At 61.9% G+C, this 25244-nt stretch carries 23 protein-coding genes, 1 tRNA gene and 1 pseudogene; 23 read left to right on the top strand and 2 right to left on the bottom strand.

Annotated elements, in window-relative coordinates; all coding sequences use genetic code 11:
• Window positions 1-26: 26 nt before the first annotated feature.
• Entirely contained in the window at window positions 27-2837 is a 2811-nt protein-coding gene (gyrA, locus tag X738_RS66975; RefSeq protein ID WP_023801167.1) for a DNA gyrase subunit A, read from the top strand.
• Window positions 2838-2912: 75 nt separating this feature from the next.
• Here gyrA and X738_RS83050 read toward each other — a convergent pair whose 3' ends face one another.
• Window positions 2913-3065: a hypothetical protein gene (locus tag X738_RS83050; protein WP_023801168.1), complete on the bottom strand. Its 153-nt coding sequence runs from the start codon at window positions 3063-3065 to the stop codon at window positions 2913-2915.
• A gap of 336 nt (window positions 3066-3401) precedes the next feature.
• Between X738_RS83050 and coaD the strand changes: the two genes are divergently transcribed.
• The 21 genes and pseudogenes from coaD (at window position 3402) to glpK (ending at window position 24233) form a co-directional block, all read left to right on the top strand.
• Window positions 3402-3902: a pantetheine-phosphate adenylyltransferase gene (gene coaD / locus X738_RS66980; RefSeq protein ID WP_023801169.1), complete on the top strand. Its 501-nt coding sequence runs from the start codon at window positions 3402-3404 to the stop codon at window positions 3900-3902.
• Between the two features lie 74 nt (window positions 3903-3976).
• Window positions 3977-4567, top strand: coding sequence for a peptidylprolyl isomerase (locus tag X738_RS66985; RefSeq protein WP_023801170.1), 591 nt, complete (start codon window positions 3977-3979; stop codon window positions 4565-4567).
• Window positions 4568-4595: 28 nt separating this feature from the next.
• The gene (locus X738_RS66990; RefSeq protein ID WP_023801171.1) at window positions 4596-5108 is read left to right on the top strand and encodes a peptidylprolyl isomerase; all 513 of its coding nucleotides are present in this window, start codon (window positions 4596-4598) and stop codon (window positions 5106-5108) included.
• Window positions 5105-5503: a hypothetical protein gene (locus tag X738_RS66995; protein WP_023801172.1), complete on the top strand. Its 399-nt coding sequence runs from the start codon at window positions 5105-5107 to the stop codon at window positions 5501-5503. The genes X738_RS66990 and X738_RS66995 overlap by 4 nt, the downstream gene beginning before the upstream one ends.
• 12 nt (window positions 5504-5515) lie before the next feature.
• Window positions 5516-6628 (top strand): tRNA preQ1(34) S-adenosylmethionine ribosyltransferase-isomerase QueA, encoded by a 1113-nt coding sequence (gene queA / locus X738_RS67000; RefSeq protein ID WP_023801173.1) that lies wholly within the window; start codon window positions 5516-5518, stop codon window positions 6626-6628.
• Window positions 6625-7755, top strand: coding sequence for a tRNA guanosine(34) transglycosylase Tgt (gene tgt, locus X738_RS67005; RefSeq protein WP_023801174.1), 1131 nt, complete (start codon window positions 6625-6627; stop codon window positions 7753-7755). The genes queA and tgt overlap by 4 nt, the downstream gene beginning before the upstream one ends.
• Before the next feature lie 139 nt (window positions 7756-7894).
• The gene (locus X738_RS67010; RefSeq protein WP_023801175.1) at window positions 7895-8131 is read left to right on the top strand and encodes an Lrp/AsnC ligand binding domain-containing protein; all 237 of its coding nucleotides are present in this window, start codon (window positions 7895-7897) and stop codon (window positions 8129-8131) included.
• A 171-nt stretch (window positions 8132-8302) separates the two neighbouring features.
• On the top strand, window positions 8303-9715 hold the full coding sequence (locus tag X738_RS67015) for a circularly permuted type 2 ATP-grasp protein (RefSeq protein ID WP_023801176.1): 1413 nt from the start codon (window positions 8303-8305) through the stop codon (window positions 9713-9715).
• A 165-nt stretch (window positions 9716-9880) separates the two neighbouring features.
• Entirely contained in the window at window positions 9881-10822 is a 942-nt protein-coding gene (locus X738_RS67020) for an alpha-E domain-containing protein (RefSeq protein WP_023801177.1), read from the top strand.
• Window positions 10823-10939: 117 nt separating this feature from the next.
• Entirely contained in the window at window positions 10940-11734 is a 795-nt protein-coding gene (locus X738_RS67025; protein WP_023801178.1) for a transglutaminase family protein, read from the top strand.
• 32 nt (window positions 11735-11766) lie between these two features.
• Window positions 11767-12498, top strand: a complete 732-nt coding sequence (locus tag X738_RS67030) for a peptidase (RefSeq protein WP_023801179.1) — start codon at window positions 11767-11769, stop codon at window positions 12496-12498.
• Window positions 12499-12553: 55 nt separating this feature from the next.
• Window positions 12554-13963: a pyridoxal phosphate-dependent decarboxylase family protein gene (locus tag X738_RS67035; RefSeq protein WP_023801180.1), complete on the top strand. Its 1410-nt coding sequence runs from the start codon at window positions 12554-12556 to the stop codon at window positions 13961-13963.
• Between the two features lie 126 nt (window positions 13964-14089).
• On the top strand, window positions 14090-14857 hold the full coding sequence (locus X738_RS67040; RefSeq protein WP_023801181.1) for a DeoR/GlpR family DNA-binding transcription regulator: 768 nt from the start codon (window positions 14090-14092) through the stop codon (window positions 14855-14857).
• Between the two features lie 125 nt (window positions 14858-14982).
• Entirely contained in the window at window positions 14983-16509 is a 1527-nt protein-coding gene (glpD, locus tag X738_RS67045) for a glycerol-3-phosphate dehydrogenase (RefSeq protein ID WP_023801182.1), read from the top strand.
• A 28-nt stretch (window positions 16510-16537) separates the two neighbouring features.
• On the top strand, window positions 16538-17620 hold the full coding sequence (locus X738_RS67050; RefSeq protein WP_023801183.1) for an ABC transporter ATP-binding protein: 1083 nt from the start codon (window positions 16538-16540) through the stop codon (window positions 17618-17620).
• 12 nt (window positions 17621-17632) lie between these two features.
• Window positions 17633-18703, top strand: coding sequence for an ABC transporter ATP-binding protein (locus X738_RS67055; RefSeq protein ID WP_023801184.1), 1071 nt, complete (start codon window positions 17633-17635; stop codon window positions 18701-18703).
• 2 nt (window positions 18704-18705) lie between these two features.
• Window positions 18706-19648 (top strand): annotated as a pseudogene (locus X738_RS67060) (carbohydrate ABC transporter permease).
• Window positions 19649-19691: 43 nt separating this feature from the next.
• A complete protein-coding gene (locus tag X738_RS67065) occupies window positions 19692-20570 on the top strand; it encodes a carbohydrate ABC transporter permease (protein WP_084833813.1) in 879 nt (292 codons plus the stop codon).
• 2 nt (window positions 20571-20572) lie between these two features.
• Window positions 20573-20854 (top strand): DUF2160 domain-containing protein, encoded by a 282-nt coding sequence (locus tag X738_RS67070; protein ID WP_023801186.1) that lies wholly within the window; start codon window positions 20573-20575, stop codon window positions 20852-20854.
• A gap of 72 nt (window positions 20855-20926) precedes the next feature.
• Complete coding sequence (locus X738_RS67075) at window positions 20927-22651, top strand: ABC transporter substrate-binding protein (RefSeq protein WP_023801187.1); 1725 nt, start codon at window positions 20927-20929, stop codon at window positions 22649-22651.
• A gap of 88 nt (window positions 22652-22739) precedes the next feature.
• A complete protein-coding gene (gene glpK, locus X738_RS67080) occupies window positions 22740-24233 on the top strand; it encodes a glycerol kinase GlpK (RefSeq protein ID WP_023801188.1) in 1494 nt (497 codons plus the stop codon).
• Window positions 24234-24318: 85 nt separating this feature from the next.
• Here the strand turns inward: glpK and X738_RS67085 are convergent, their stop codons facing one another.
• Window positions 24319-24873: a BA14K family protein gene (locus X738_RS67085; protein WP_023801189.1), complete on the bottom strand. Its 555-nt coding sequence runs from the start codon at window positions 24871-24873 to the stop codon at window positions 24319-24321.
• 262 nt (window positions 24874-25135) lie between these two features.
• On the opposite strand from X738_RS67085, the gene X738_RS67090 reads away from it, so the two are divergent.
• Window positions 25136-25211: transfer RNA gene (locus X738_RS67090), tRNA-Lys, on the top strand.
• The last annotated feature ends 33 nt before the right edge of the window (window positions 25212-25244 follow it).

The raw sequence follows: 25244 nt of genomic DNA on the forward strand, positions 1-25244 counted from the left end.
GATTCCCGATTTGATTGTGACCTGATTTGACCGACCAGAAGACACCGCGCGGCGCCGACGGCGGGCCCACCGGCATCGAGCCGATATCCATCATCGAGGAGATGCAGCGCTCCTATCTCGATTACGCGATGAGCGTGATTGTCAGCCGTGCGCTGCCCGACGTGCGCGACGGGTTGAAGCCGGTGCATCGCCGCATCCTCTACGCTGCCCATGAGAGCGGCTACCACTGGAACCGCAAATATGTGAAGTCGGCGCGCCCGGTGGCCGACGTGATGGGTAAATACCATCCGCATGGCGACGCCTCGATCTACGACGCCTTGGTGCGGATGGCGCAGGACTGGTCGCTGCGCGTGCCGCTGATCGACGGGCAGGGCAATTTCGGCTCGATCGACGGCGATCCGCCGGCGGCGATGCGTTACACCGAATCGAGGCTGACCAAGGTCGCGCATGAGTTGCTGGAAGACATCGACAAGGACACCGTCGATTTCCAGGACACTTATGATGCGTCCGGCAGCGAGCCGAAAGTCCTGCCGGCGCGCTTTCCGAACCTGTTGGTCAACGGCTCCGGCGGTATCGCCGTCGGCATGGCCACCAACATCCCGCCGCACAACCTGGGCGAGGTCTGCAACGGCGCCATTGCCCTCATCGACCATCCGGCGATCGATCTGCCGGCGCTGATGGAGATCATTCCAGGGCCGGATTTCCCGACCGGCGGCATCGTGCTCGGCCGTTCCGGCATCTACAGCGCCTATTCGACCGGCCGCGGCTCTATCGTCATGCGCGGCCGCGTCAACGTCGAGGCGCGCGGCAACGACCGTGAATCGATCGTCATCACCGAGGTTCCCTACCAGGTGAACAAGTCGTCGATGATCGAGAAGATGGCCGAGCTGGTGCGCGACAAGCGTATCGAAGGCATTTCCGACATCCGCGACGAGAGTGATCGCCAGGGCTACCGTGTCGTCATCGAACTGAAGCGCGACGCGGTCGCCGACGTCATCCTCAACCAACTCTACCGTTTCACGCCGCTGCAGACGTCGTTCGGCGCCAACATGGTGGCGCTGAACGGCGGCAAGCCGGAATTGCTGACGCTGACCGACATGCTGAAGGCGTTCGTCGCCTTCCGCGAGGACGTGATCAGCCGGCGCACGAAATTCCTGCTGCGCAAGGCGCGCGACCGTGCCCATGTGCTGGTCGGCCTTGCCATTGCCGTCGCCAACATCGACGAGGTGATAAAGCTGATCCGCAGCGCGCCGGATCCGCAGACGGCGCGCGAGCAGTTGATGGAGCGGCGCTGGCCCTCGGGCGACGTCGAATCGCTGATCCTGCTGATCGACGATCCGCGCCACCGCATCAACGAGGACGGCACCTACAATCTGTCCGAGGAACAGGCGCGCGCCATCCTCGAACTGCGCCTGCAGCGGCTGACAGCGCTCGGCCGCGACGAGATCGCCGACGAGTTGAACACGATCGGCGACGAGATCAAGGATTACCTGGACATCCTGTCGTCGCGCGCCCGCATTCAGCAGATCGTCAAGGACGAGCTTGCCGCCGTGCGCGACGAGTTCGGCACGCCGCGCCGCACCGAGCTGTCCGATGGCGGGGCGGATATGGAAGACGAGGACCTGATCCAGCGCGAGGACATGGTCGTGACGGTCAGCCATTCCGGCTACATCAAGCGTGTGCCGTTGTCGCTCTACCGGGCCCAGCGCCGCGGCGGCAAAGGCCGCTCCGGCATGTCGACCAAGGAAGAGGATTTCGTCACCCGGCTGTTTGTCGCCAACACGCACACGCCGGTGCTGTTTTTCTCCTCGCGCGGCATCGTCTACAAGGAAAAGGTGTGGCGCCTGCCGATCGGCAACCCGCAGTCGCGCGGCAAGGCGCTGATCAACATGCTGCCGCTGGAGCAGGGCGAACGCATCACCACGATCATGCCGCTGCCCGAGGACGAGACCAGCTGGGGCGAACTCGACGTGATGTTCGCCACGACGCGCGGCACGGTGCGCCGCAACAAGCTGTCGGATTTCGTCCAGGTTAACCGCAACGGCAAGATCGCCATGAAGCTGGAAGAGGAGGGCGACGAGATACTCGGCGTCGAGACCTGCACCGACAATGATGACGTGCTGCTGACCGCAAGCTCCGGCCAGTGCATACGCTTCTCGGTCAGCGACGTGCGCGTTTTCCAGAGCCGCAACTCGGTCGGCGTGCGCGGCATCGCCATGGCTGCCAGCGACCGGGTGATCTCGATGGCGGTGATCGAACATGTCGATGCGTCGCCGGCCGAACGCGCGGCTTATCTCAAGCGGGTGGCGGCCGAACGGCGGCTCGCCGCCGGCATTGCGGCGGGCGAGGACGAAGACTTCCAGCTCACCAATGAGGAGGTCGGCGAGGAGACGGAGCTTTCCGACGAGCGCTACGAATTCCTCAAGGCACACGAGCAGTTCGTGCTGACGGTGACGGAATATGGCTACGGCAAGCGCTCGTCTTCCTATGATTTCCGCCAGATAGGGCGCGGCGGCAAGGGCATCCGCGCCACCGATGTGTCGAAAGTGGCTGAGATCGGCCGTCTGGTCGCGACTTTCCCGGTCGGCAATGACGACCAGATCATGCTCGTCTCGGATGGAGGCACCGTCATCCGCGTGCCGGTCAACGGAATTCGCTTCGCCAGCCGCGCCACCAAGGGCGTGACCATCTTCAACACTGCTGACGGCGAGAAGGTCGTTTCGGTGGAGCGGATAACGGAACCGCAGTCGGACGAGGAAGCCGAAGAGAGTGTCGAGGGCGACGCAACTCTGGATACCGGTACTGAAGGCGCTGGCCCGGACAATAACGCCGAGTAGGTCTTGAACGCCGAGTAGGTCTTGATGGGCGATGCCGGCCCGATGGACCGGCGCCGTTAACAGGCGGCGACCGGTCTAGAAGTGGCGTGAAGGCTTGTGGATACCGAAGCCTCCGAACCGCTTGGCATTGGACTTGGCGCGGACGCGCTCTGCTTCCTGATGCAGCCCGAATACGGTGGCGATGAGCATGGCGACGGTCATTGCGGTGGCGAGCATGTAGATCAGCATGTGCGTGTTCTCCTGCACCTAGCAACGATCAAATGGGGTTTTGGTTTCATCTTCTGAAGCTGCAATCTAATGAACGCTGCGTGAAGCCTTCGTGATCGGCCCATTCATTGGTCGTTCATCTCGGCCAAAAGGTTCACTCAAAGCGCATCGCGATTACCGTGGCTCAGGCGATGCGCTTTGAAGTCCTGTTTTGGGTGCATGCCGTTGTTCCAAACGGCTGTGCACCTCGGGTCGGGCCCTGAGTCAGGCCCAAGGGCAGGCTTTTGCGGCGACATGGATTGGCGGCTCGCCGATCGGATTTGCCTTTGCGAGAGAGGCTCGCTAGAAGCACCTGCCATGACCGAACGCATCGCCCTTTATGCCGGCTCCTTCGACCCGCCGACCAACGGCCATCTCGACGTGCTGAAGGCGTCGCTGGCCGTGGCGGACACCGTCTATGCGGCGATCGGCATTCATCCCGGCAAGAAGCCGCTGTTTTCTTTCGAGGAACGGGTCGGCCTCATCGAAGCTGCGACGAAGGCCGAATTCGGCCGCGACGGCGCGCGCATCAAAATCGTGGCTTTCGACGGGCTGGTCATCGACGCTGCCAGGAAGCAGGGCGCCTCGATCATGATCCGCGGTCTGCGCGACGGCACCGATCTCGACTACGAGATGCAGATGGCCGGTATGAACGAGACCATGGCGCCTGAACTGCAGACGGTTTTTCTGCCCGCCAGCCCTTCGGTGCGAACCATTACCGCCACACTTGTCCGTCAGATAGCCTCGATGGGCGGCGACGTCCGCGCCTTCGTGCCGGCGGCTGTGGCTGGCGCACTCACCGCCAAGTTTGCGAAATAATGCATGTCGCCCAACGTGGAACCCGGTTTTGGGGCAACGACATGCGTGAAACAAAGGTTTTCGGAGAAAGATCCATGCAGCTCAAAAGGCTCGCCATCTGCTTTGTCGTTCTTTTCGGTCTTGTGACCGCATCCGTTTCGGCGTTCGCCGCCGATCCGGAAAACACCATGGTCATCACGCTGAAGGACGGCGACGTGACCGTCGCGCTCAGGCCCGATCTCGCGCCGAAGCATGTCGAGCAGATCAAGAAGCTGGTGCGCCAAGGCGCTTATGACAACGTCGCTTTCCACCGTGTCATCGACGGCTTCATGGCGCAGACCGGCGACGTGAAGTTCGGCAACATGAAGAACGGCTTCAGCGCCGATGCTGTCGGCACCGGCGGTTCCGATCTTCCCGACCTGCCGGCCGAATTCTCTCAGACCGAGCGCTATCAGCGCGGCGTGGTCGGGATGGCCCGCTCGCAGGACCCGGATTCCGCCAATTCGCAGTTCTTCATCATGTTCGCGCCGGCGCCGCCGCTCGATGGCCAGTACACCATCGTCGGCAATGTCGAGAACGGCATGGAGTTGGTGGACAAGATCAAGAAAGGCGACGCGGCGCAGAACGGGGTCGTCACCGATCCCGATCGCATGATCAAGGTGCGCATCGCCGCCGACGGCAAGTAAACCCATTTGTTTCAAAGGATATTCTGACATGGCCGAGATCAAGGACCGCGAGAACGCGCTCATCATGGAAACGACCAAGGGCAAGGTCGTCATCGAACTGTTTCCCGATCTGGCACCCGGCCATGTCGGCCGTATCAAGGAACTGGCGCGCGAAGGCGCTTATGACGGCGTGGTGTTCCACCGCGTCATCGACGGCTTCATGGCGCAGACCGGCGACGTGAAATTCGGCAATTCCAGCAAGCCCTCTTTCGCACCGTCGCGCGCCGGCACGGGCGGCTCCGACAAGCCCGACCTGAAGGCGGAGTTCTCCAACGCCAATCACGGCCGCGGCACCTGCTCGATGGCGCGCTCGCAGAACCCGAACTCGGCCAACTCGCAGTTCTTCATCTGCTTCGACGATGCCGCCTTCCTCAACCGCCAATACACGGTCTGGGGCCAGGTCATCGAAGGCATGGACAATGTCGACAAGATCAAGCGCGGCGAGCCGGTGCCGGATCCTGACAAGATCGTGTCGCTGAAGGTGGCGGCCGACGTAAAATGACCTACCGAGCTGTCGCGGCGATCACTCTGATGCTTGTCGCGGCGGCTACTCCGGCGCTGGCGACAGAATCGATTGTTTGCAGCGCTGAGGGCAACGCGGCATCGATCGACGTCCTGATGGGGCACACTGCCGTCATCGCGGTTGCGCGCGTATGGCTTGATGCCGGCGGCAGGAACTGGACCACCGACGGTCAGCCGGGTTCGACGAAAGTCATCGTCGGACAGGCATTCGAGGACGACCAGCAGATGGCGATCGATCTCACCAATGAGGGCATCAGCTCGATCGTAGCCAAATTGCGACTGGTCAAGGCCAGCGAACAGTCCAATTTCGCAATGGGCGGCACGCTGAGCATCGACGGTGTTGGCGCCTGGGCGGTGACCTGCCCGGAATTTTGAGGCGGGGTTTTCTTGCGCGTCGATCTATTCGACTTTGATCTGCCGGAGGAGCGCATCGCGCTTCGACCGGCGGAACCGCGCGACAGCGCCAAAATGCTGGTTGTCAGACCGGGTGAGGGACTTGAGGACCGGACGGTGCGCGAGCTGCCGTCCCTGCTCGAGACCGGTGACGTGCTGGTCTTCAACGATACCAAGGTCATCCCGGCGCAGCTGAAAGGCATCAGGCGGCGCGGCGAAGCAGCGGCGCAGGTCGAAGCCACGCTGCACATGCGGGTGGCTCCCGACCGCTGGCTGGCTTTCATGCGGCCGGGCAAGCGCATCGCCGTCGGCGACCGCATCCATTTTGGCCATGACGCCAATTCCTGCTTTCTCGGCCAGCTTGATGCCACGGTGATCGCGAAGGGCGAGGCCGGCGAGGCTTTGCTCGGTTTTGACCTCTCAGGTCCGTTTCTCGATGAGGCGCTGCACGCCGTCGGCCACATTCCGCTGCCGCCTTACATCGCTTCGAAGCGCGACGACGACGAACGCGACCGCAAGGACTACCAGACCATCTATGCCAGGGAGGAGGGGGCTGTGGCGGCACCCACTGCCGGCCTGCATTTCACGCCCGAGCTTTTCGCCGCTCTCGATGCCAAGGGCGTCGAGCGGCGCTTCGTCACCATGCATGTCGGCGCCGGCACGTTCCTGCCGGTGAAAGTCGACGACACCGCCGACCACAAGATGCATGCCGAGATCGGTTCTGTCAGCCCGGAAACCGCCGCGGCGCTCAACGCGGCGAAGGCGCGCGGTGGGCGCATCATCGCCGTCGGTACGACGTCGCTGCGCCTGCTGGAGAGCGCCACGCGGGAGGACGGCACATTGGCCGGATGGTCGGGTCCGACCGATATCTTCATCACGCCCGGCTATCGCTTCAAGGCCGCCGACATGCTGATGACCAATTTCCATCTGCCGCGCTCGACGCTGTTCATGCTGGTTTCGGCGTTTTGCGGTCTGGAAACGATGCGTGCGGCCTATGCGCATGCCATCGAGAACCGCTACAGGTTCTACTCCTACGGAGATGCAAGTCTGCTGCTCAAGCAGGAGAACGATGGACGCGCGCCCGGTATAGAACAAGGAATTCAATGAATAAAGCGTTCACCTTCAAGGTGCTGGCGACCGACGGCAAAGCGCGGCGCGGCTCCATCACCATGCCGCGCGGAGAAATCCGTACGCCGGCCTTCATGCCGGTCGGCACCGGCGGCACGGTCAAGACCATGTATATGGATCAGGTGCGCGGCGTCGGCTCGGACATTATCCTTGGCAACACCTATCATCTGATGCTGCGGCCGGGCGCCGAGCGTGTGGCGCGGCTTGGCGGTCTGCATGAATTCGCCCGCTGGCCGCACCCAATCCTGACCGACAGCGGCGGCTTCCAGGTGATGTCGCTGTCGAAGCTGAGGAAACTGACCGAAAAGGGCGTCACCTTCCGCTCCCATATCGACGGCGCCGCCTATGAGATGTCGCCCGAGCGCTCGATCGAAATCCAGGGACTGCTCGGCGCCGACATCCAGATGCAGCTCGACGAATGCACCGCGCTGCCGGCCATGGAGAAGGAGATCGAGCGGGCGATGGAGCTCTCGCTGCGCTGGGCCGAGCGTTGCAGGACGGCGTTTGGCGACCAGCAGGGCAAGGCGATGTTTGGCATCGTCCAGGGCGGCGACATAGCGGCCCTGCGGCTGCGCTCGGCGCAGGCGCTGAAAGCGATGGACCTCAAGGGCTACGCGATCGGCGGGCTGGCGGTCGGCGAGCCGCAAGCGGTGATGCTCGAAATGCTCGACATCACCTGCCCGGAGCTGCCGGCGGGCAGGCCGCGCTATCTGATGGGTGTCGGCACGCCCGACGACATATTGAAATCGGTGGCGCGCGGCATCGACATGTTCGATTGCGTGATGCCGACACGCGCCGGCCGCCATGGCCTCGCCTATACAAGGCGCGGCAAGGTCAATCTGCGCAACGCCCGCCATGCCGACGATCCGCGCCCGTTGGACGAGGAGAGCGACTGCCCGGCTGCCAGAGATTATTCACGCGCCTACCTGCACCATCTGGTCCGCTCGCAAGAGGCGCTGGGAGCGATGCTGCTGACCTGGAACAATCTTTCCTACTACCAGAAGCTGATGCAGGACATTCGTGCCGCCATCGAAGCCGGCGCGTTCGAGGCGCGGGCAGCGGAAATTTCCGAGGGCTGGGCTAGGGGCGATATCCCGGCGATGTGATGGTGCTCTGGTGCTCAGCGAAGTACCGCGCGCAGGTTGCAGCCAGTGTTTTGCCTGAGCGCCGTCCTGATGCTTGAAAGCCGGGCGGCAGTCTGCCACAAGGGCCGCTTATGCCGTGCAAGCTGAGCAGGACCGGGCAATGAAGGCATTTTTCGTGCAGATAAAGTGCGATCTGGGCAAGTCCTATGACGTTGCCGGCGCGTTGGCCGATGCCGAGATCGCCTCGGAAATCTACTCGACAGCCGGCGACTACGATCTGCTCGCCAAATTCTATGTCGACGACGACGAAGACATCGGCCACTTCGTCAACGAGAAGGTGCAGAGTCTTCCCGGCATCAAGGACACGTTTACGGTGGTCACCTTCCGCGCGTTCTGAGCGACGCCTGCCACCTGCCCGGGCACAAGGCAAAGCCTGACCCAGCCATATCGGCGCTGCCCTAATTTTAGGCAGGTCGCGACATACTGATCGCCAACATCCTCCAAATCACCGATTGCGCTTGATTTTCTCCGGTGACGCCAGTGAAATGGCCTCACAGGGAGTAAGCGATTGGCAGCGTTCGACGAAATGCTTCCGGAAATCTCCGGATTGAGAAAACCGTATTCGGCTTACGATCGCTGGCTGAAGGAGCAGGATCCGGCCAGGCTTACCGAAAAGATGCAGGACGCCGAACGCGTCTTTCGCAAGACCGGCATCACCTTTGCCGTCTATGGCGAGCAGGAAGCCTCCGAGCGCCTTATTCCCTTCGACATCGTTCCGCGCATCATTTCCGGCAATGAATGGCGACGGCTGACGCAAGGCATCGAGCAGCGCGTCCAGGCGCTGAACGCCTTTCTCGACGATATCTACCACCGCCAGGAGATTTTGCGCGCCGGGCGCGTCCCCAAGGAATTGATCGCCAAGAACGAGGCATTCCTGCCGGAGATGATCGGAGTGCGGCCGCCAGCCGGCGTCTACACCCATATCATCGGCGTCGATATCGTTCGCATCAGCGAGAACGAGTTCTACGTGCTGGAGGACAATGCGCGCACGCCGTCCGGCGTCTCCTACATGCTGGAGAACCGCGAGACGATGATGCAGCTCTTTCCCGAACTGTTCCAGCAGATCAAGGTGCGGCCGGTGGAAAACTATCCGCAGCTCTTGCGCCAGTCGCTGGCGGCAGTGCGGCCGCAAGGTACCAAGGGCGCGCCGACAATTGCCGTGCTGACTCCGGGCAGCTTCAATTCCGCCTATTTCGAACATGCCTTCCTTGCCGACCAGATGGGTGTGCAGCTTGTCGAGGGGCAGGATCTGCGCGTCATCGATGGCCACGTCGCGATGCGCACGACCGAAGGCTACAAGCAGATCGACGTTCTTTATCGAAGGGTGGACGATTCTTTCCTCGATCCGCTGACCTTCCGCCCCGACTCGGCACTGGGTGTGCCGGGCATCATGGATGTCTACCGTGCCGGCAACATCACCATCGCCAATGCACCGGGAACCGGCATCGCCGACGACAAGGCGATCTATTCCTACATGCCCGAGATCGTTGAATTCTACACCGGCCGCAAAGCAATCCTCGGCAACATCCCGACCTGGCGCTGCTCGGAGCCGGACAGCCTGAAATACGTGCTCGAACATATAGACGAGCTGGTGGTGAAGGAGGTGCATGGCTCCGGCGGCTACGGCATGCTGGTCGGGCCGGCCGCGACCAAGAAGGAATGCGAGGATTTTTCCAAGAAACTCGCGGCAAGACCGTCGAACTACATCGCCCAGCCGACGCTGGCGCTGTCGACCTGTCCGATCCTGACCGACAAGGGACTGGCGCCGCGCCATGTCGATCTCAGGCCCTACGTGCTGGTATCTGATCGCATCCAGATCGTGCCGGGCGGGCTGACGCGTGTGGCGCTGAAGGAAGGCTCGCTGGTGGTCAATTCGTCCCAGGGCGGCGGGACGAAGGATACGTGGGTGCTGGATGATTAGAGAGTGAATAGTGAATAGTGAATAGTGAATAGTGAATAGATAAGGATGACATGTCGTTGATGTTGGTGAAATGCCCTGAAATAAAGCACGCGGCGTCGTGCCCTGGAAAAATTTGGCCATTCACCATTCACCATTCACCATTCACCGTCCGAAGGACCGCGTAGAATGCTTCTCGGCCGCACCGCCAACGGGCTCTACTGGATGAACCGCTACATCGAGCGGGCGGAAAACATGGCGCGGCTGGTCGATGCCGGGCTGCGCATGGCGCTGACCCGCACCCAGAACGCCTCCGAAGAGTGGAATTCGGTGCTGCTCAGTGCCGGTTCGGACGCTGCCTTCACGCAGAAATATTCCGACTATACCGCCGCCAACGTTGCCGATTTCCTGCTGCGCGACACATCCAACCCGTCGAGCACGATGACGTCGATCGAAACGGCCCGTAACAATGCCCGCATGGTGCGCACCGCATTGACGCGCGAAACCTGGGAAAGCATCAACGAAGCCTGGATGTCGCTGAAGCGCATGCTGGCCAAGCCGATCGACGAACGCGACCTGCCCAGCGTGCTCGACGCGATCAAGCGCGAAACGGCACTGATCCGCGGCTCGTTCTACGGTACCATGCTGCGCAACGAGATCTTCGATTTCTCGCAGCTCGGCACTTATGTCGAACGCGCCGACAATACGGCGCGCATCCTGGACGTGAAATACTACGTGCTGTTGCCGTCGATCTCGTGGGTCGGCTCCACGCTCGACAACTACCAGTGGGAATCGATCCTGCGTTCGGTGTCGGCGCATCGCTCCTATCGCTGGGTCTATGAGGCCGACTACAAGCCGAGCAACATCGCCGACTATCTGATCCTCAACGTTCGCATGCCGCGCTCGCTGACCTTCTGCTACCGTTTCCTGACGGAGCATCTCAGATTCCTGGGTGATGATTACGGTGAGCGCCATGCCTGTCATGTGACAGCCGGCAAAACCCAGGCGATGCTGGCCGCCGGCTCGATCAAGGACATATTCGATGCCGGCCTGCATGAATTCCTGGCCAATTTCATCCTCGACAACATCAGGCTCGGCGACGAGATCGCGCAGGACTACAGGTTTTATTGAGCATGATCCCGGAAAGTGGAAGCCGGTTTCCGGAAAAGATCATGCTCAGGGGACGAGCATGATCCCGGAAGGTGGAAGCCGGTTTCCGGAAAAGATCATGCTCAGGGGACGAGAGCAATGCGGCTGAAGATCACTCACCGGACCGAGTACCGCTACGATGCGCCGGTGCACTATCTGTTGCAGCGGCTGCGGCTGCTTCCAGTCAGCGGACCGACACAGACCGTCTTGTCCTGGGCGCTGAAGATCGAAGGGGCGCGCGAAGAGGTGCGCTTCACCGACCATTTCGGCAACGACACGCGGCTTTTGAGCGTCGAAGGCGAGCGCGATTTCATCACCGTCGAGGCATCGGGCGAGGTGGTGACACGCGACACATCAGGCGTCAGCGGGCCGCATCAGGGTTTCGCGCCGCTGTGGTTGTTTGGCCAGGAAACGCCGTTGACCACGATCGGCGGCGGTATTCGCGAACTCGCGGCCTCGGTCGGCGAGGGGGCCGATATCGAAAGGTTGCACCGGCTGATGGCGGTGATCGGCGAGCGCGTCGCCTATACGATGGGCACCACCAACGCGGCGACCCCGGCCGAGGACGCGCTGGCGCTCAAGACCGGCGTCTGCCAGGACCACAGCCACATCTTTGCCGCCGCCGCGCGGGCCATGGGGTTTCCGGCCCGCTACGTCAGCGGCTATTTGATGATGGATGCGGCGGTCGAGCAGGCGGCGAGCCATGCCTGGGCCGAAGCGCATGTTGCGGGCCTTGGCTGGGTCGCGTTCGACGTCGCCAACGGCATTTCGCCCGACGAACGCTATGTGAAGGTGGCAACCGGCCGTGATTACCGCGATGCCACGCCCGTATCAGGAATTCGGCTGGGACAAGCGGAAGAACAGCTTGCGGTGACCGTCACCGTGGAGCAGTAATCCCCGGCAAGATTTGCTGCCAAAGGGATTCGATGACCTATTGCGTCGGCTTGAAGATCGATCGCGGGCTCGTGTTCATGTCGGACACGCGCACCAATGCCGGCATGGATTCGATCTCTACCTTCAAGAAGATGCATGTCTGGGAGCAGCCGGGCGAGCGCGTCATCGTGCTGATGTCGGCCGGCAATCTGGCGACGACGCAGGCTGTCGTCAGCCTGCTCGACGAGCGCACCAAGGCGGTGGCCGATCGCCACGCCACGCTGCTTGAAACGCCGTCGATGTACCAGACGGTGCGGCTGGTCGGCGACACCGTCAAGGAAGTCATCGCCAGTTCGTCGCCGGCGGGCGAAAAGGCCGATTCCTACTTCAATGCCTCCTTCATCCTCGGCGGCCAGATCAAGGGCAGCGCGCCGCGGCTGTTCATGATCTATCCGGAAGGCAATTTCATCGAATCGACCGAAGACACGCCGTTCTTCCAGATCGGCGAGACCAAATACGGCAAGCCGATCATCATCCGCGCCTATGAGAAGGCGATGAGTTTCGCCGAGACGGTGAAACTGCTGCTGGTGTCGTTCGACTCGACGCTGAAATCGAACCTGTCGGTCGGTCTGCCGCTCGACCTGCTGTTCTACGAAAAGGACGCCTTCAAGGTCAGCCTGAAGAAGCGGATCGCCCAGGACGACCAATATTATCGGACGATCTCGGACGGCTGGTCGAATGCACTGAAGGCTGCTTTTGCGAGCCTGCCTGACTTTCCCGAGTGAAAGCCTCCGTTTTTCGTGCTCTTTGATCGCTGGGCCCGATGCGACGGAGAGCAAGATGAATAGCAACGAATTCCGGGAGTGGTCGCTGCGCGCGGCCGAATGGGGTGCCGACTACAGGAGCACACTTCGCGAAAGGCCGGTGCGGCCGCTCGTCGAGCCGGGCGAAATCTCCAGAAGCATCGAAGTCTCGCCGCCGGAACATGGCGAAACGATGCAGGCAATCTTCGCCGACTTCGAGCGCAAAATCCTGCCCGGCATGACGCATTGGCAGCATCCGCGCTTCTTCGCCTATTTCCCGGCCAATGCCGCACCGGTCTCGGTGGTGGCCGAATATCTGGTCTCGGTTATGGCCGCGCAATGCATGCTCTGGCAAACTTCGCCGGCAGCGACCGAACTCGAGACGCGCGTCGTCGACTGGATGCGTCAGGCGCTTGGCCTGCCGGAAGGGTTTTCCGGCGTCATGCAGGATTCGGCATCGTCGGCGACGCTCGCCGCCGTGCTGACAATGCGCGAGCGCGCGCTCGACTGGCAGGGCAACAAGAAGGGCCTGCAAGGCCAGCCGATATTGCGCGTCTATTCTTCCGATCAGGTCCACACCTCCATCGACCGGGCGATCTGGGTGTCGGGCGTCGGCGAGGACAATCTCGTGCGTATTCCGGTTGCCGGCCGCTTTCGCGCCATGGATGTCGCAGCTCTCGAAGCGGCTGTCGTTGCCGACCGGCAGGCGGGCATGCTGCCGGCCGGCATTATCGCCTGCGTCGGCGGCACCAGCACCGGCGGCACCGATGATATCGCCGGCGTCGCCGCGGTGGCGAAACGGCACGGCCTCTATCTGCATGTCGATGCCGCCTGGGCCGGATCGGCGATGATATGTCCGGAATACCGGCATTTCTGGGCGGGCGTGGAGCAGGCGGATTCCATCGTCTTCAACCCGCACAAATGGCTGGGCGCGCAGTTCGACTGCTCGGTGCAGTTCATCCGCCGGCCGGAAGACCTGGTGCGGACGCTGGCCATCAAACCGGACTACTTGGAGACGCATGGGCGCGACGGCATCATCAACTATTCCGAATGGTCGGTGCCGCTCGGGCGTCGCTTTCGCGCACTGAAACTCTGGTTCCTGCTGCGCGCCCACGGGCTGGAAAATCTGCGGACCATGATCCGCAACCATGTCGCCTGGAGCGAAGGGCTGGCCGAGCGGCTGGCCAGGGAACCGGATTTCGAGATCGCCTCGGAGCCGATGCTGTCGCTGTTCTCGTTCCGGCATCGGGCGGCCGGCACCGATTCGGACGAACACAACCTGCGGCTGGTCAACGCGATCAACGACGATGGCCGCATCTACCTGACGCAGACACGGGTGGACGGGCAGGTCGCGATCCGCTTTCAGGTCGGCCAGTTCGAGACGACGGCGGCGGATGTCGACACCGCATTCGGGGTCATCACCGAAATCTCCCGCCGGCTGGCCTGAATTGGTCGGCGAAGTTGCGTGGAGGTTTGTCTTTGGACGCATGCATTTTTCGTTAGCCGCCCCCATGCCTTTTCACCGCTTTCGTTTTTCGCTATAGACAAGGAAAACGAAAACGGGAGATCCCCAATGTATCTGTCGCCGCGTCATTCCGAGATCATCCAGATGGCCAAGGACAATGGCCGCGTGCTGGTCGAGGATCTGGCAACGCATTTCAACGTGACGCCGCAGACCATCCGCAAGGACCTCAACGATCTGTGCGACCAGCGCCTGCTTTCCCGTATCCATGGCGGGGCGCTGTTCCCGTCCGGCATCGAAAACATGGAATATGAGGCGAGGCGCAAGATCGCCGCCGACGAGAAGGAGGCGATCGGCCGCGCCGCAGCCAGGCTGATCCCGGACAACGCCTCGCTGTTCATCAATATCGGCACCACGACGGAGTCGGTCAGCAAGGCGCTTCTCGATCATACCGGCCTGATGGTCATCACCAATAATATCAATGTTGCCAACAGGATGCGCATATATCCTTCCATCGAAGTTGTTATTGCCGGCGGCGTCGTGCGGGGTTCCGACGGCGGTGTGGTCGGCGAGGCGGCGGTTGATTTCATCAGGCAGTTCAAAGTCGACTACGCGGTGATCGGCGCCTCGGCGATCGACCATGACGGTGCGTTGCTCGATTTCGATTTTCGCGAGGTGAAGGTGGCGCAGGCGATCATCGCCAATGCCCGGCATGTCATCCTCGTTTCCGACCAGACCAAGTTCGAGCGGACGGCGCCGGTTCGCATCGGCCACTTGTCGCAGGTCAACACTTTCATCACCGACCGCTGCGACATCCCGTCGGTGCGCAAGATCTGCCAGGAAGCAGAGGTTCAACTGATCGAAACCTCGCTCTCCTAGAGTGCCGTTGCGGCAACTCCCGCTGTTTATATTTCGTTTGACATTCGTTCCTATTTCGAAATAATCCCGACACGGTTTCGTAAAAACCTGAAAATGCTGCAATGCGAAATCCGGGAGGACTTTTTGTGAGCGCATCCCCGATCCATGACATCTTCGTCATCGGTGGCGGTATCAACGGCTGCGGCATTGCCCGCGATGCGGTTGGGCGCGGCTTCTCGGTGTTTCTTGCCGAGATGAACGATCTGGCCAGCGGCACGTCCTCGGGCTCGACCAAACTGATCCATGGCGGCTTGCGCTATCTGGAGTTCTATGAGTTCCGCCTGGTGCGCGAGGCGCTGATGGAGCGCGAGATCCTTTGGAAGAACGCGCCGCACATCATCTGGCCGATGCGCTTCGTGCTGCCCTATGCCAAGGGCCTGCGCCCGGCCTGGCTGATCAGGCTCGGCCTTTTCCTCTACGACCACATTGGCGGGCGCAAATTGCTGCCGGCGACCAAGACGCTGGACATGGCAAACGATCCAGCCGGCAAGCCGCTGAAGCCGTTGTTTCGCAGGGCCTTCGAATATTCCGACGGCTGGGTCAACGATGCGCGGCTGGTGGCGTTGAACGCCCGCGACGCCGCCGATCGCGGCGCAACGATACGAACCCGCACGAAAGTCGTCGACGCACGCCGTGAAGGCGAGTTCTGGACGGTCAGGCTGCAAAACACGCAGACCGGCGATACCGAGGAGGTCAAGGCGCGGCTTTTGGTCAACGCCGCCGGCCCATGGGTCGACCACGTGCTGTCGGCTACGGTCGGGTTGAACGACGTGCACAATGTCCGGCTGGTACAGGGCAGCCATATCGTCATCAGCAAGAAATTCGACGATCCGCGCGCCTATTTCTTTCAGAACAAGGATGGCCGCATCATCTTTGCCATCCCCTACGAGGAAGAGTTCACGCTGATCGGCACCACCGACCAGGACTTTTCCGGCGACCCGCGCGACGTGAAGATCAGCGATGCCGAGATCGATTATCTCTGTGCTGCGGCGAGCGAATATTTCGCGCAACCGGTCAAGCGTTCGGACATCGTCTGGACCTATTCCGCCGTGCGCCCGCTTTATGACGACGGCGCCTCGAAGGCGCAGGAAGCGACCCGCGATTATGTGCTGAAGACCGACGGCGGCGAAGGCACGGCGCCGATCGTCAACACCTTCGGCGGCAAGATCACCACCTATCGCCGGCTGTCGGAATCGATGCTCGAGAAAATCGAGGGTTTTCTCGGCAAGCGCGGCAAGCCGTGGACGGCAAACGCGCCGCTGCCGGGCGGCGATTTCCCGGCGAGCGGCTTCGACGCCGAAGTGGCGAAACTGAAAACGGCCTATCCGTTCCTCGATGCGCGTCTGGCGCGCCGCCTGACCCGGCTTTACGGGACTCGCGCAAGGATGCTGCTGGGCCTCGCCAGGTCGAATGCCGACCTTGGCCGCAACTTTGGCGCCGATCTCTACGAGGCCGAGGTACGCTACCTCGTTCAAAATGAATGGGCGATGACGGCCGAAGATGTATTGTGGCGCAGGACCAAGCGCGGCCTGCAACTGAGCCGCGAGCAGTCGGCAGCGCTCGACGAATTCATGCGCGGGATAAGCCGGCGCCATGTCGCGGCTGCCGAATAGTCATGCAGAAAGCCTGGGAGGAGGCATCATGCTGGAACTGAGAAACGTGTCGAAGACGGTCGGCGCGGCGGAGCACATACGCGACGTGTCGCTGACGCTTCAGCATGGCTCGCTCAACGTCCTGCTCGGGCCGACGCTTTCCGGCAAGACCAGCCTGATGCGGCTGATGGCCGGCCTTGACGTGCCGACATCCGGCTCGGTCTGGTTCGATGGCAAGGATGTCACCGGCATCCCGGTGCAGAAGCGCAACGTCGCCATGGTCTACCAGCAGTTCATCAACTATCCGGCGATGACCGTTTACGAGAATATCGCCTCGCCGCTGAGGGTGGCCGGTGCCGAGCGGGCAAAGATCGACAAGGAGGTGCGCAATGCCGCAGCCCTTCTCAAGCTGACGCCCTTTCTCGACCGCACGCCGCTCAGCCTCTCCGGCGGCCAGCAGCAGCGCACCGCGCTGGCGCGCGCCATCGTCAAGAACGCCAGCCTCGTGCTGCTCGACGAGCCGCTCGCCAACCTCGACTACAAGCTGCGCGAGGAGTTGCGCGCGGAATTGCCGAAGATTTTTGCGGCAACCGGCACCATCTTCGTCTACGCCACGACCGAGCCGCACGAAGCCTTGCTGCTCGGCGGCAACACGGCGACGCTTTCCGAAGGCCGCATCACCCAATTCGGCCCGACGATCGACGTCTTCCGCAGGCCGAACGACCTCGTCACGGCCAGGACGTTCGCCGATCCGCCGCTCAACACGATCGTGCTGAAGAAGAGCGGTTCGAGCTTCCTTCTTGAAGGTGGGGTGAGCCTCCCGGTGCCGGCTGAACTCGTCGGTATTGCCGATACGAGTTACACGATCGGCTTCCAGCCCCACCATCTCTCCCTTGCCCGGCCGAGCCCGTCGGCGGTGGCGGTGAGAGCCAAGGTCTCGGTCACCGAGATCACCGGTTCTGAAAGTTTCGTGCATCTCGACTTCGCCGATGTCCGCTGGGTCATGCTTGAGCACGGCATCCTGGTGTTCGAGCCGGACCAGACCATCGAGGTGTTCATCGACCCGCGGCACATCATGGTGTTCGACGCGAACGGCCGCTCGGCCGCGCCGCCGCAGATGCTGGCGGCTTGAGGAGGAGGGCACATGGCGCGCATCGACTGCAATCACATCCGCCACGCCTACGGGCCGCATCCGAAGTCGGACAAGGACTATGCGCTGAAGGAGGTGCATCACGCCTTCGAGGACGGCGGCGCCTATGCGCTGCTGGGGCCGTCGGGCTGCGGCAAGACCACGCTGCTCAACATCATTTCCGGCCTGTTGTATCCGTCGCACGGCGAGCTTCTGTTCGACGGCAAGGACGTCACCAATCTGTCGACGCAGGAGCGCAACATAGCTCAGGTGTTCCAGTTCCCGGTCATCTACGACACCATGACCGTCTACGACAATCTGGCCTTCCCTCTGCGCAACCGCGGCGTTGCGGAACCCGACGTCGACCGCAAGGTGCGTGAAACCCTTGACATGACCGGTCTGGCCGACATGGCCAAGCGAAAGGCGAGGGGCCTGACCGCCGACCAGAAGCAGAAGATCTCGCTCGGACGCGGGCTGGTGCGCTCCGATGTCAACGCGATCCTGTTCGACGAGCCGCTGACCGTCATCGACCCGCATATGAAATGGGTGCTGCGTTCGCAGTTGAAGCAGTTGCACAGGCGCTTCGGCTTCACCATGGTCTATGTCACGCACGACCAGACCGAGGCGCTCACCTTCGCCGAAAACGTCGTCGTCATGTATGAGGGCGAGATCGTTCAGATCGGCTCGCCAGCCGAACTGTTCGAGCGCCCCAAGCATACATTCGTCGGCTATTTCATCGGCTCGCCGGGCATGAACGTCATGCCGGTCGCGGTCGAAGGCAGGAGCGCGCGGCTCGGCAGCCAGACGATCGAATTGCCGGGCGCGCCCAAGGCCGGGATCACCGGTGCGATCGAACTCGGCATCCGCCCCGAATATGTCAGGCTTGGCGCCAGCGGCATGCCGGTTTCAATCCGCAAGGTCGAGGATATCGGCCGCCACAAGGTGGTGCGCGCCAGTTTCGAAGGCCGCGACATCGCGGCGATTATCGGCGAGGACGAGGACATTCCCGCCGATCCGAAGATCGCTTTCGATCCGGCCGGCATCAACATCTATGCCGATTCCTGGCGCGTCGAGATGGGAGGCTGAGCATGGGAAGGACCTGGAACAACAAGGCCTGGTTCATGGTGCTGCCGGTGCTGTTGCTGGTGGCATTCTCGGCGATCATCCCGCTGATGACGGTCGTGAATTATTCGGTGCAGGACACTTTCGGCAACAACGTCTTCTTCTGGGCGGGCGCGGAATGGTTCGAGGAAATCCTGCATTCCGACCGGTTTTGGGAAGCGATGGGCCGCAACCTGGTCTTCTCGGCCATCATCCTGGTCATCGAGATTCCGCTCGGCATCTTCATTGCGCTCAACATGCCGAAGAAGGGCTGGGGCGTTCCGGTCTGCCTGGTGCTGATGGCGNCCGCTCGGCATCTTCATTGCGCTCAACATGCCGAAGAAGGGCTGGGGCGTTCCGGTCTGCCTGGTGCTGATGGCGCTGCCGCTGCTCATCCCGTGGAACGTAGTCGGCACGATCTGGCAGGTGTTCGGCCGCGTCGATATCGGCCTGCTCGGATATACGCTGCGCGCGCTCGGCTTCGACTACAACTATGTCAACGACCCGTTCGACGCCTGGATCACCGTCATTGTCATGGACGTCTGGCACTGGACGAGCCTCGTCGTCCTGCTCTGCTACGCAGGATTGGTCTCGATCCCCGACGCCTATTACCAGGCGGCCAAGATCGACGGGGCGTCGCGCTGGGCGATCTTCCGCTACATCCAGCTGCCGAAGATGAACCGCGTGCTGCTGATCGCGGTTCTGCTGCGCTTCATGGACAGTTTCATGATCTACACGGAACCGTTCGTCGTGACCGGCGGCGGGCCCGGCAACACCACCACTTTCCTGTCGATCGATCTGGTGAAGCTGGCCATCGGCGAGTTCAACCTCGGTGAGGCGGCGGCCATGTCGATCATCTATTTCCTGATTGTCATGCTCCTGTCCTGGGTGTTCTACACCGTCATGACAGCCTACGATGCGGAGCGGTGAGATGGCGCGCCTCGACGAAACCACGGCCAACGAACGAACGCTGATGCGGCAGACCCCCGCTACAGCGGAAGCGCAGACGGCGAACGCCGCGCTGGCCCGCAAGATGCGGCGACGCGGCGAGGAGTCACGGTTCTGGTGGCTGGTGCCGACGATCTACATCATCTTCCTGATGCTGCCGATCTATTGGCTGGTCAATATGAGCTTCAAGACCAACCAGGAGATCCTCGGCGCCTTCTCGCTTTGGCCGAGAAACCCGACGCTTGCCAATTACGCGGTCATTTTCAATGATCCGTCGTGGTACAGGGGCTACATCAACTCGATCATCTATGTGGTTATGAACACGGTGATTTCCGTGGCTGTGGCGCTTCCGGCAGCCTATGCCTTCTCGCGCTACCGCTTCCTCGGTGACAAGCACCTGTTTTTCTGGCTGCTGACCAACCGCATGGCGCCGCCGGCGGTGTTCGCGCTGCCGTTCTTCCAGCTCTATTCGGCTTTCGGCCTGATCGACACCCATATCGCGGTGGCGCTGGCGCACTGCCTGTTCAACGTGCCGCTGGCGGTCTGGATCCTTGAAGGCTTCATGTCGGGCGTGCCGAAGGAAATCGACGAGACCGCCTATATCGACGGCTATTCCTTCCCGCGCTTCTTCCTCAAGATATTCATGCCGCTGATCGCGAGCGGCGTTGGCGTCGCGGCCTTCTTCTGCTTCATGTTCTCGTGGGTGGAGCTGCTGATCGCGCGGACGCTGACCACGACCGCGGCAAAACCGATAGCCGCGATCATGACGCGGACGGTTTCGGCCTCGGGCCTCGACTGGGGTGTGCTGGCCGCAGCCGGCGTGCTCACCATCATACCGGGTGCGCTCGTCATCTGGTTCGTGCGAAATTATATCGCGAAGGGCTTTGCCCTGGGGAGGGTGTGATCATGAGCTTCTCCTGGATGGCCTGGACCTGGCCGACCGCCGCCTTCTTCGGCACCATCTTCCTGCTGCTCTGCGGCATGGCGGTCTGGGAATACGCCTCGCCTGGCGGCAATCCGCGCATCGGCGTCTTGCGCTTCGAGACGACGCGCGGCGACCGTCTCTTCCTATCGCTGCTTGGCAGCGCCTTTATCCATCTCGCTTGGCTGGGTCTTGTCGGACCCAACCTGTGGTGGGCTCTCGCTCTCTCCGTGGTCTACGCCATCGGCGTGTTCCGCTACGTATAGAGGGGGAAACTGTTGGAGCATGCCCGGGGGCTGCTCCAGATAGCACTTAGAACTGAACAGTGGAGGAAACACATGCGAAGGCAATTTCTGACGTCAACGACTGCTCTGGTCCTGCTCCTCGGAGCCGGCCAAGCCTATGCTGGAATGGACGAAGCCAAGGCGTTTCTCGACGCCGAGATCAAGGACATGTCGACGCTCGACCGCGCCGCCCAGGAAGCCGAGATGCAGTGGTTCATCGATGCTGCAAAACCCTTTGCGGGCATGGACATCAAGGTCGTCTCGGAAACCATCACGACGCACTCTTATGAATCGACGACGCTGGCCAAGGCGTTCGCAGACATCACCGGCATCAAAGTCACCCATGATCTGATCGGCGAAGGCGATGTTGTCGAAAAGCTGCAGACGCAAATGCAGTCGGGCGAAAACATCTACGACGCCTATGTCAACGACTCCGACCTGATCGGCACCCATTGGCGCTACCAGCAGGCACGCAGCCTGACCGACTGGATGGCGAACGAGGGCAAGGACGTCACCAACCCGAACCTCGACCTCGCCGACTTCATCGGCACCAAGTTCACGACGGCTCCGGACGGCGACCTTTACCAACTGCCCGACCAGCAGTTCGCCAACCTCTACTGGTTCCGCTACGACTGGTTCAACGACGAGAAGAACAAGGCGGACTTCAAGGCGAAGTACGGCTACGACCTCGGCGTTCCCGTCAACTGGTCGGCCTATGAGGACATCGCCGAATTCTTCACCGGCCGCGAGATCGACGGCAAGAAGGTCTACGGCCATATGGATTACGGCAAGAAGGATCCGTCGCTCGGCTGGCGCTTCACCGATGCCTGGCTTTCGATGGCCGGCAATGGTGACAAGGGGCTGCCGAATGGTCTTCCGGTTGACGAATGGGGCATTAAGGTCGACGAGAAGTCGCGGCCCGTCGGCTCCTGCGTGGCTCGCGGCGGCGACACCAACGGTCCGGCGTCGGTCTATGCCATCCAGAAATATCTCGACTGGATGAAGGCTTACGCTCCGGCCGCGGCCCAGGGCATGACCTTCTCGGAATCCGGACCGGTTCCGGCGCAGGGCGAAATTGCCCAGCAGATGTTCATGTACACGGCCTTCACCGCCAACATGGTGGAGGACGGCCTTCCCGTCGTGAACGAGGACGGTACGCCGAAATGGCGCTTCGCTCCGTCGCCGCATGGCGTGTACTGGAAGGACGGCATGAAGCTCGGCTACCAGGACGTGGGTTCCTGGACGCTGCTCAAGTCGACGCCTGACGACCGCGCGAAGGCAGCCTGGCTTTACGCGCAGTTCGTCACCTCGAAGACAGTCGACGTTAAGAAAGCCCATGTCGGCCTGACGCTGATCCGCGAGAGCACGATCCAGCACAAGAGCTTCACGGACCGCGCCCCGAAGCTCGGCGGCCTGATCGAGTTCTACCGCTCGCCGGCCCGCGTCCAGTGGTCGCCGACGGGTACGAACGTCCCTGACTATCCGAAGCTGGCACAGCTTTGGTGGCAGGCGATCGGCGACGCCTCGTCGGGTGCCAAAACTCCGCAGGAGGCGATGGACTCGCTCTGTGCCGAGCAGGAAGAGGTGCTTGAGCGCCTCGAGCGCGCCGGCGTGCAGGGCGACATCGGACCGAAACTCGCCGAGGAAAAGACCCTGGAGGAGTGGAACGCCGATGCCGTCGCCAAGGGCAATCTCGCGCCGCAGCTGAAGATCGAGCCGGAGAAGGACAAGCCGCAGACCATCAACTACGACGAGCTGGTCAAGAGCTGGAGCAACTGAGCATCGGTCCGGGCGTTCGCGCCCGCATCGCACCAATCGGGGGAGGCGGCATCTTGCCGTCTCCCCTGTTTGCGCCGAGGGAGTGAGAATGACTGGCTTTATCCTAGCAATCGACCAGGGGACGACGTCGAGCCGGGCGATCCTGTTCGACGGTGAGATGAAGGTCGTAGGCAGCGGCCAGAAGGAATTTATCCAGCATTATCCGGCCTCCGGCTGGGTAGAGCATGATCCGGAGGAAATCTGGTCGAGTGTCGTGGCGACGGCGAAGGCTGCGCTGAAGAGCGCCGGCCGCGATGCGTCGGATGTCGCGGCCATCGGAATCACCAACCAGCGCGAGACCGTCGTCATCTGGGACAGGGCGACCGGCAGGCCGATCCATAACGCGATTGTCTGGCAGGACCGCCGCACCGCGCCGCTGTGCCAGAAATTGAAGAAGCAGGGGTTGGAGAAGAAGTTCACCAGGAAGACCGGCCTGCTGCTCGATCCCTATTTCTCCGGCACCAAGATCGCCTGGATGCTGGACAAGGTGAAGGGCGCCAGAAAACGTGCCGAGAACGGCGAATTGCTGGCCGGCACCATCGACAGCTTTCTGATCTGGCGGCTGACCGGCGGCAAGGTTCACGCTACCGACGCCACCAACGCCTCGCGCACGCTGGTCTACAACATCGAAAAGAATGGATGGGACGACGAGCTCCTGGCCATTCTCGGTATACCGGTAAGAATGCTGCCGCAGGTGAAGGATTGCGCCGACGACTATGGAATCACAGAGAAAAGCCTGTTCGGCGCAGAGATAAAGATCCTCGGTGTAGCCGGCGACCAGCACGCGGCGACCATCGGCCAGGCCTGTTTCGAGCCGGGCATGATGAAATCGACCTATGGCACCGGCTGCTTTGCGCTGCTCAACACCGGCAGCGATCTGGTGCGCTCGAAGAACCGTCTGCTGACGACCATTGCCTACAGGCTGAACGGCAAGACCACCTATGCGCTGGAAGGGTCGATCTTCATCGCCGGTGCTGCCGTGCAATGGCTGCGCGACGGCATCAAGGTGATCGGCAAGGCCGAGCAGAGCGGCGTGCTGGCGGCGAGCGCCGACCCGACCCAGGAAGTCTATCTGGTGCCGGCTTTCGTCGGGCTTGGCGCGCCGCACTGGGACGCTGAGGCGCGCGGCGCCATCTTCGGGCTGACCCGCAATTCGGGCCCGGCGGAATTTGCCCGTGCCGCACTCGAATCCGTCGCGTTCCAGACGCGCGACCTGCTCGATGCGATGCGCAAGGACTGGAAGGGCGCGTCAGCGAAGACCGTTCTCAGGGTCGATGGCGGCATGGTGGCGTCGGACTGGACGATGCAGCGGCTGGCCGACATCCTCGATGCGCCGGTCGACCGTCCGACCATCCTGGAGACGACGGCGCTCGGCGCGGCATGGCTGGCCGGCTCGAAGGCGGGCGTCTGGCCGAAGACAATGGAATTCGCCAGGAGCTGGGCGCTGGAGCGACGGTTTCGACCGGACATGGATGCATCGGTCCGTTCCGCAAAGCTGGCGGGTTGGCGCCATGCTGTGCGCCGGACACTGAGCCCGCTGTAGATTCGCGCACCGAAGAAGAAAGAGCCTGCGCCGTGTCAGCGCAGGCTCTTCTCTTCAACGACTCTTGTTCAGCTTCGCCCTGTTATCAATAGGGCGAGATGCACGGCCGGCGGGGACCGTAGTAAGGCTGATACGTGTTGTCGTAAGCCCGGTAAGATCTGTAGCGGCTGTAGCACCACTCCACGTGGGCATCGCCGCGATAGATGCGGCGGCTCTGGTTGTTGATGATCGCGCCGGTGATCAGCGCGCCGGTAGCGAAGGCCGCCAGCGGGAACCAGTAGTCGTTGTAGCGACGATAGCCAGGACGATAGTAGCGATAGCCGCGATAGCCGCGCCAATACCTGAAATCGTCGTTACGGGCGAAACGACGAAAATCGCGGCGGTCAAAATCGCGACGAGAAAAATCGCGGCGGAAATCGCGACGGGAGAAATCGCGACGGGACTCACGGCGGAAATCGCGACGGGAGAAATCGCGGTCGAAACCACGCCTCCATCGTCTGTGTTCGACAGTCTGGACATCCGACGAGACATTCTGGCCTAGCGGCACATAGATGGGCTGGGCGTTGACGGGCACGATTTGTGCTACAGCGAACGACGCTGACAGCGCAGTCGCCAGCAAGCCCGACATGATCCTGTTCATGGTCTTCTCCTTGAACACGTCGTCCCTTGTAGCGATAAAACGGGGATGTTGCGCAATTGTTCCGCGAAGAATAGCAAGCTGCTGATTCGTAATGCGTCTCGGCTTTTGTGCGAGACAGCCACTCCGGTCTTGTCGAGACGGTTTGCGAGGCGTCAGCAGACCGCGAAAAGTCCGGCTCGCGAGGCCTCTTTTTCCGGTTGACCGTTCGAGACACTCTCCCTATGTTCCGCGCAATTTCGAGGGCGGCATCCTGAGCCCGCGGGAGCGCGTAGCTCAGCCGGTAGAGCAACTGACTTTTAATCAGTAGGTCCAGGGTTCGAATCCCTGCGCGCTCACCATTTTTTCCCTGAAAATCAACAGGTTAGCGTTCC

The sequence above is a fragment of the Mesorhizobium sp. L48C026A00 genome (assembly GCF_000502375.1).
GTDB lineage: Bacteria > Pseudomonadota > Alphaproteobacteria > Rhizobiales > Rhizobiaceae > Mesorhizobium > Mesorhizobium muleiense.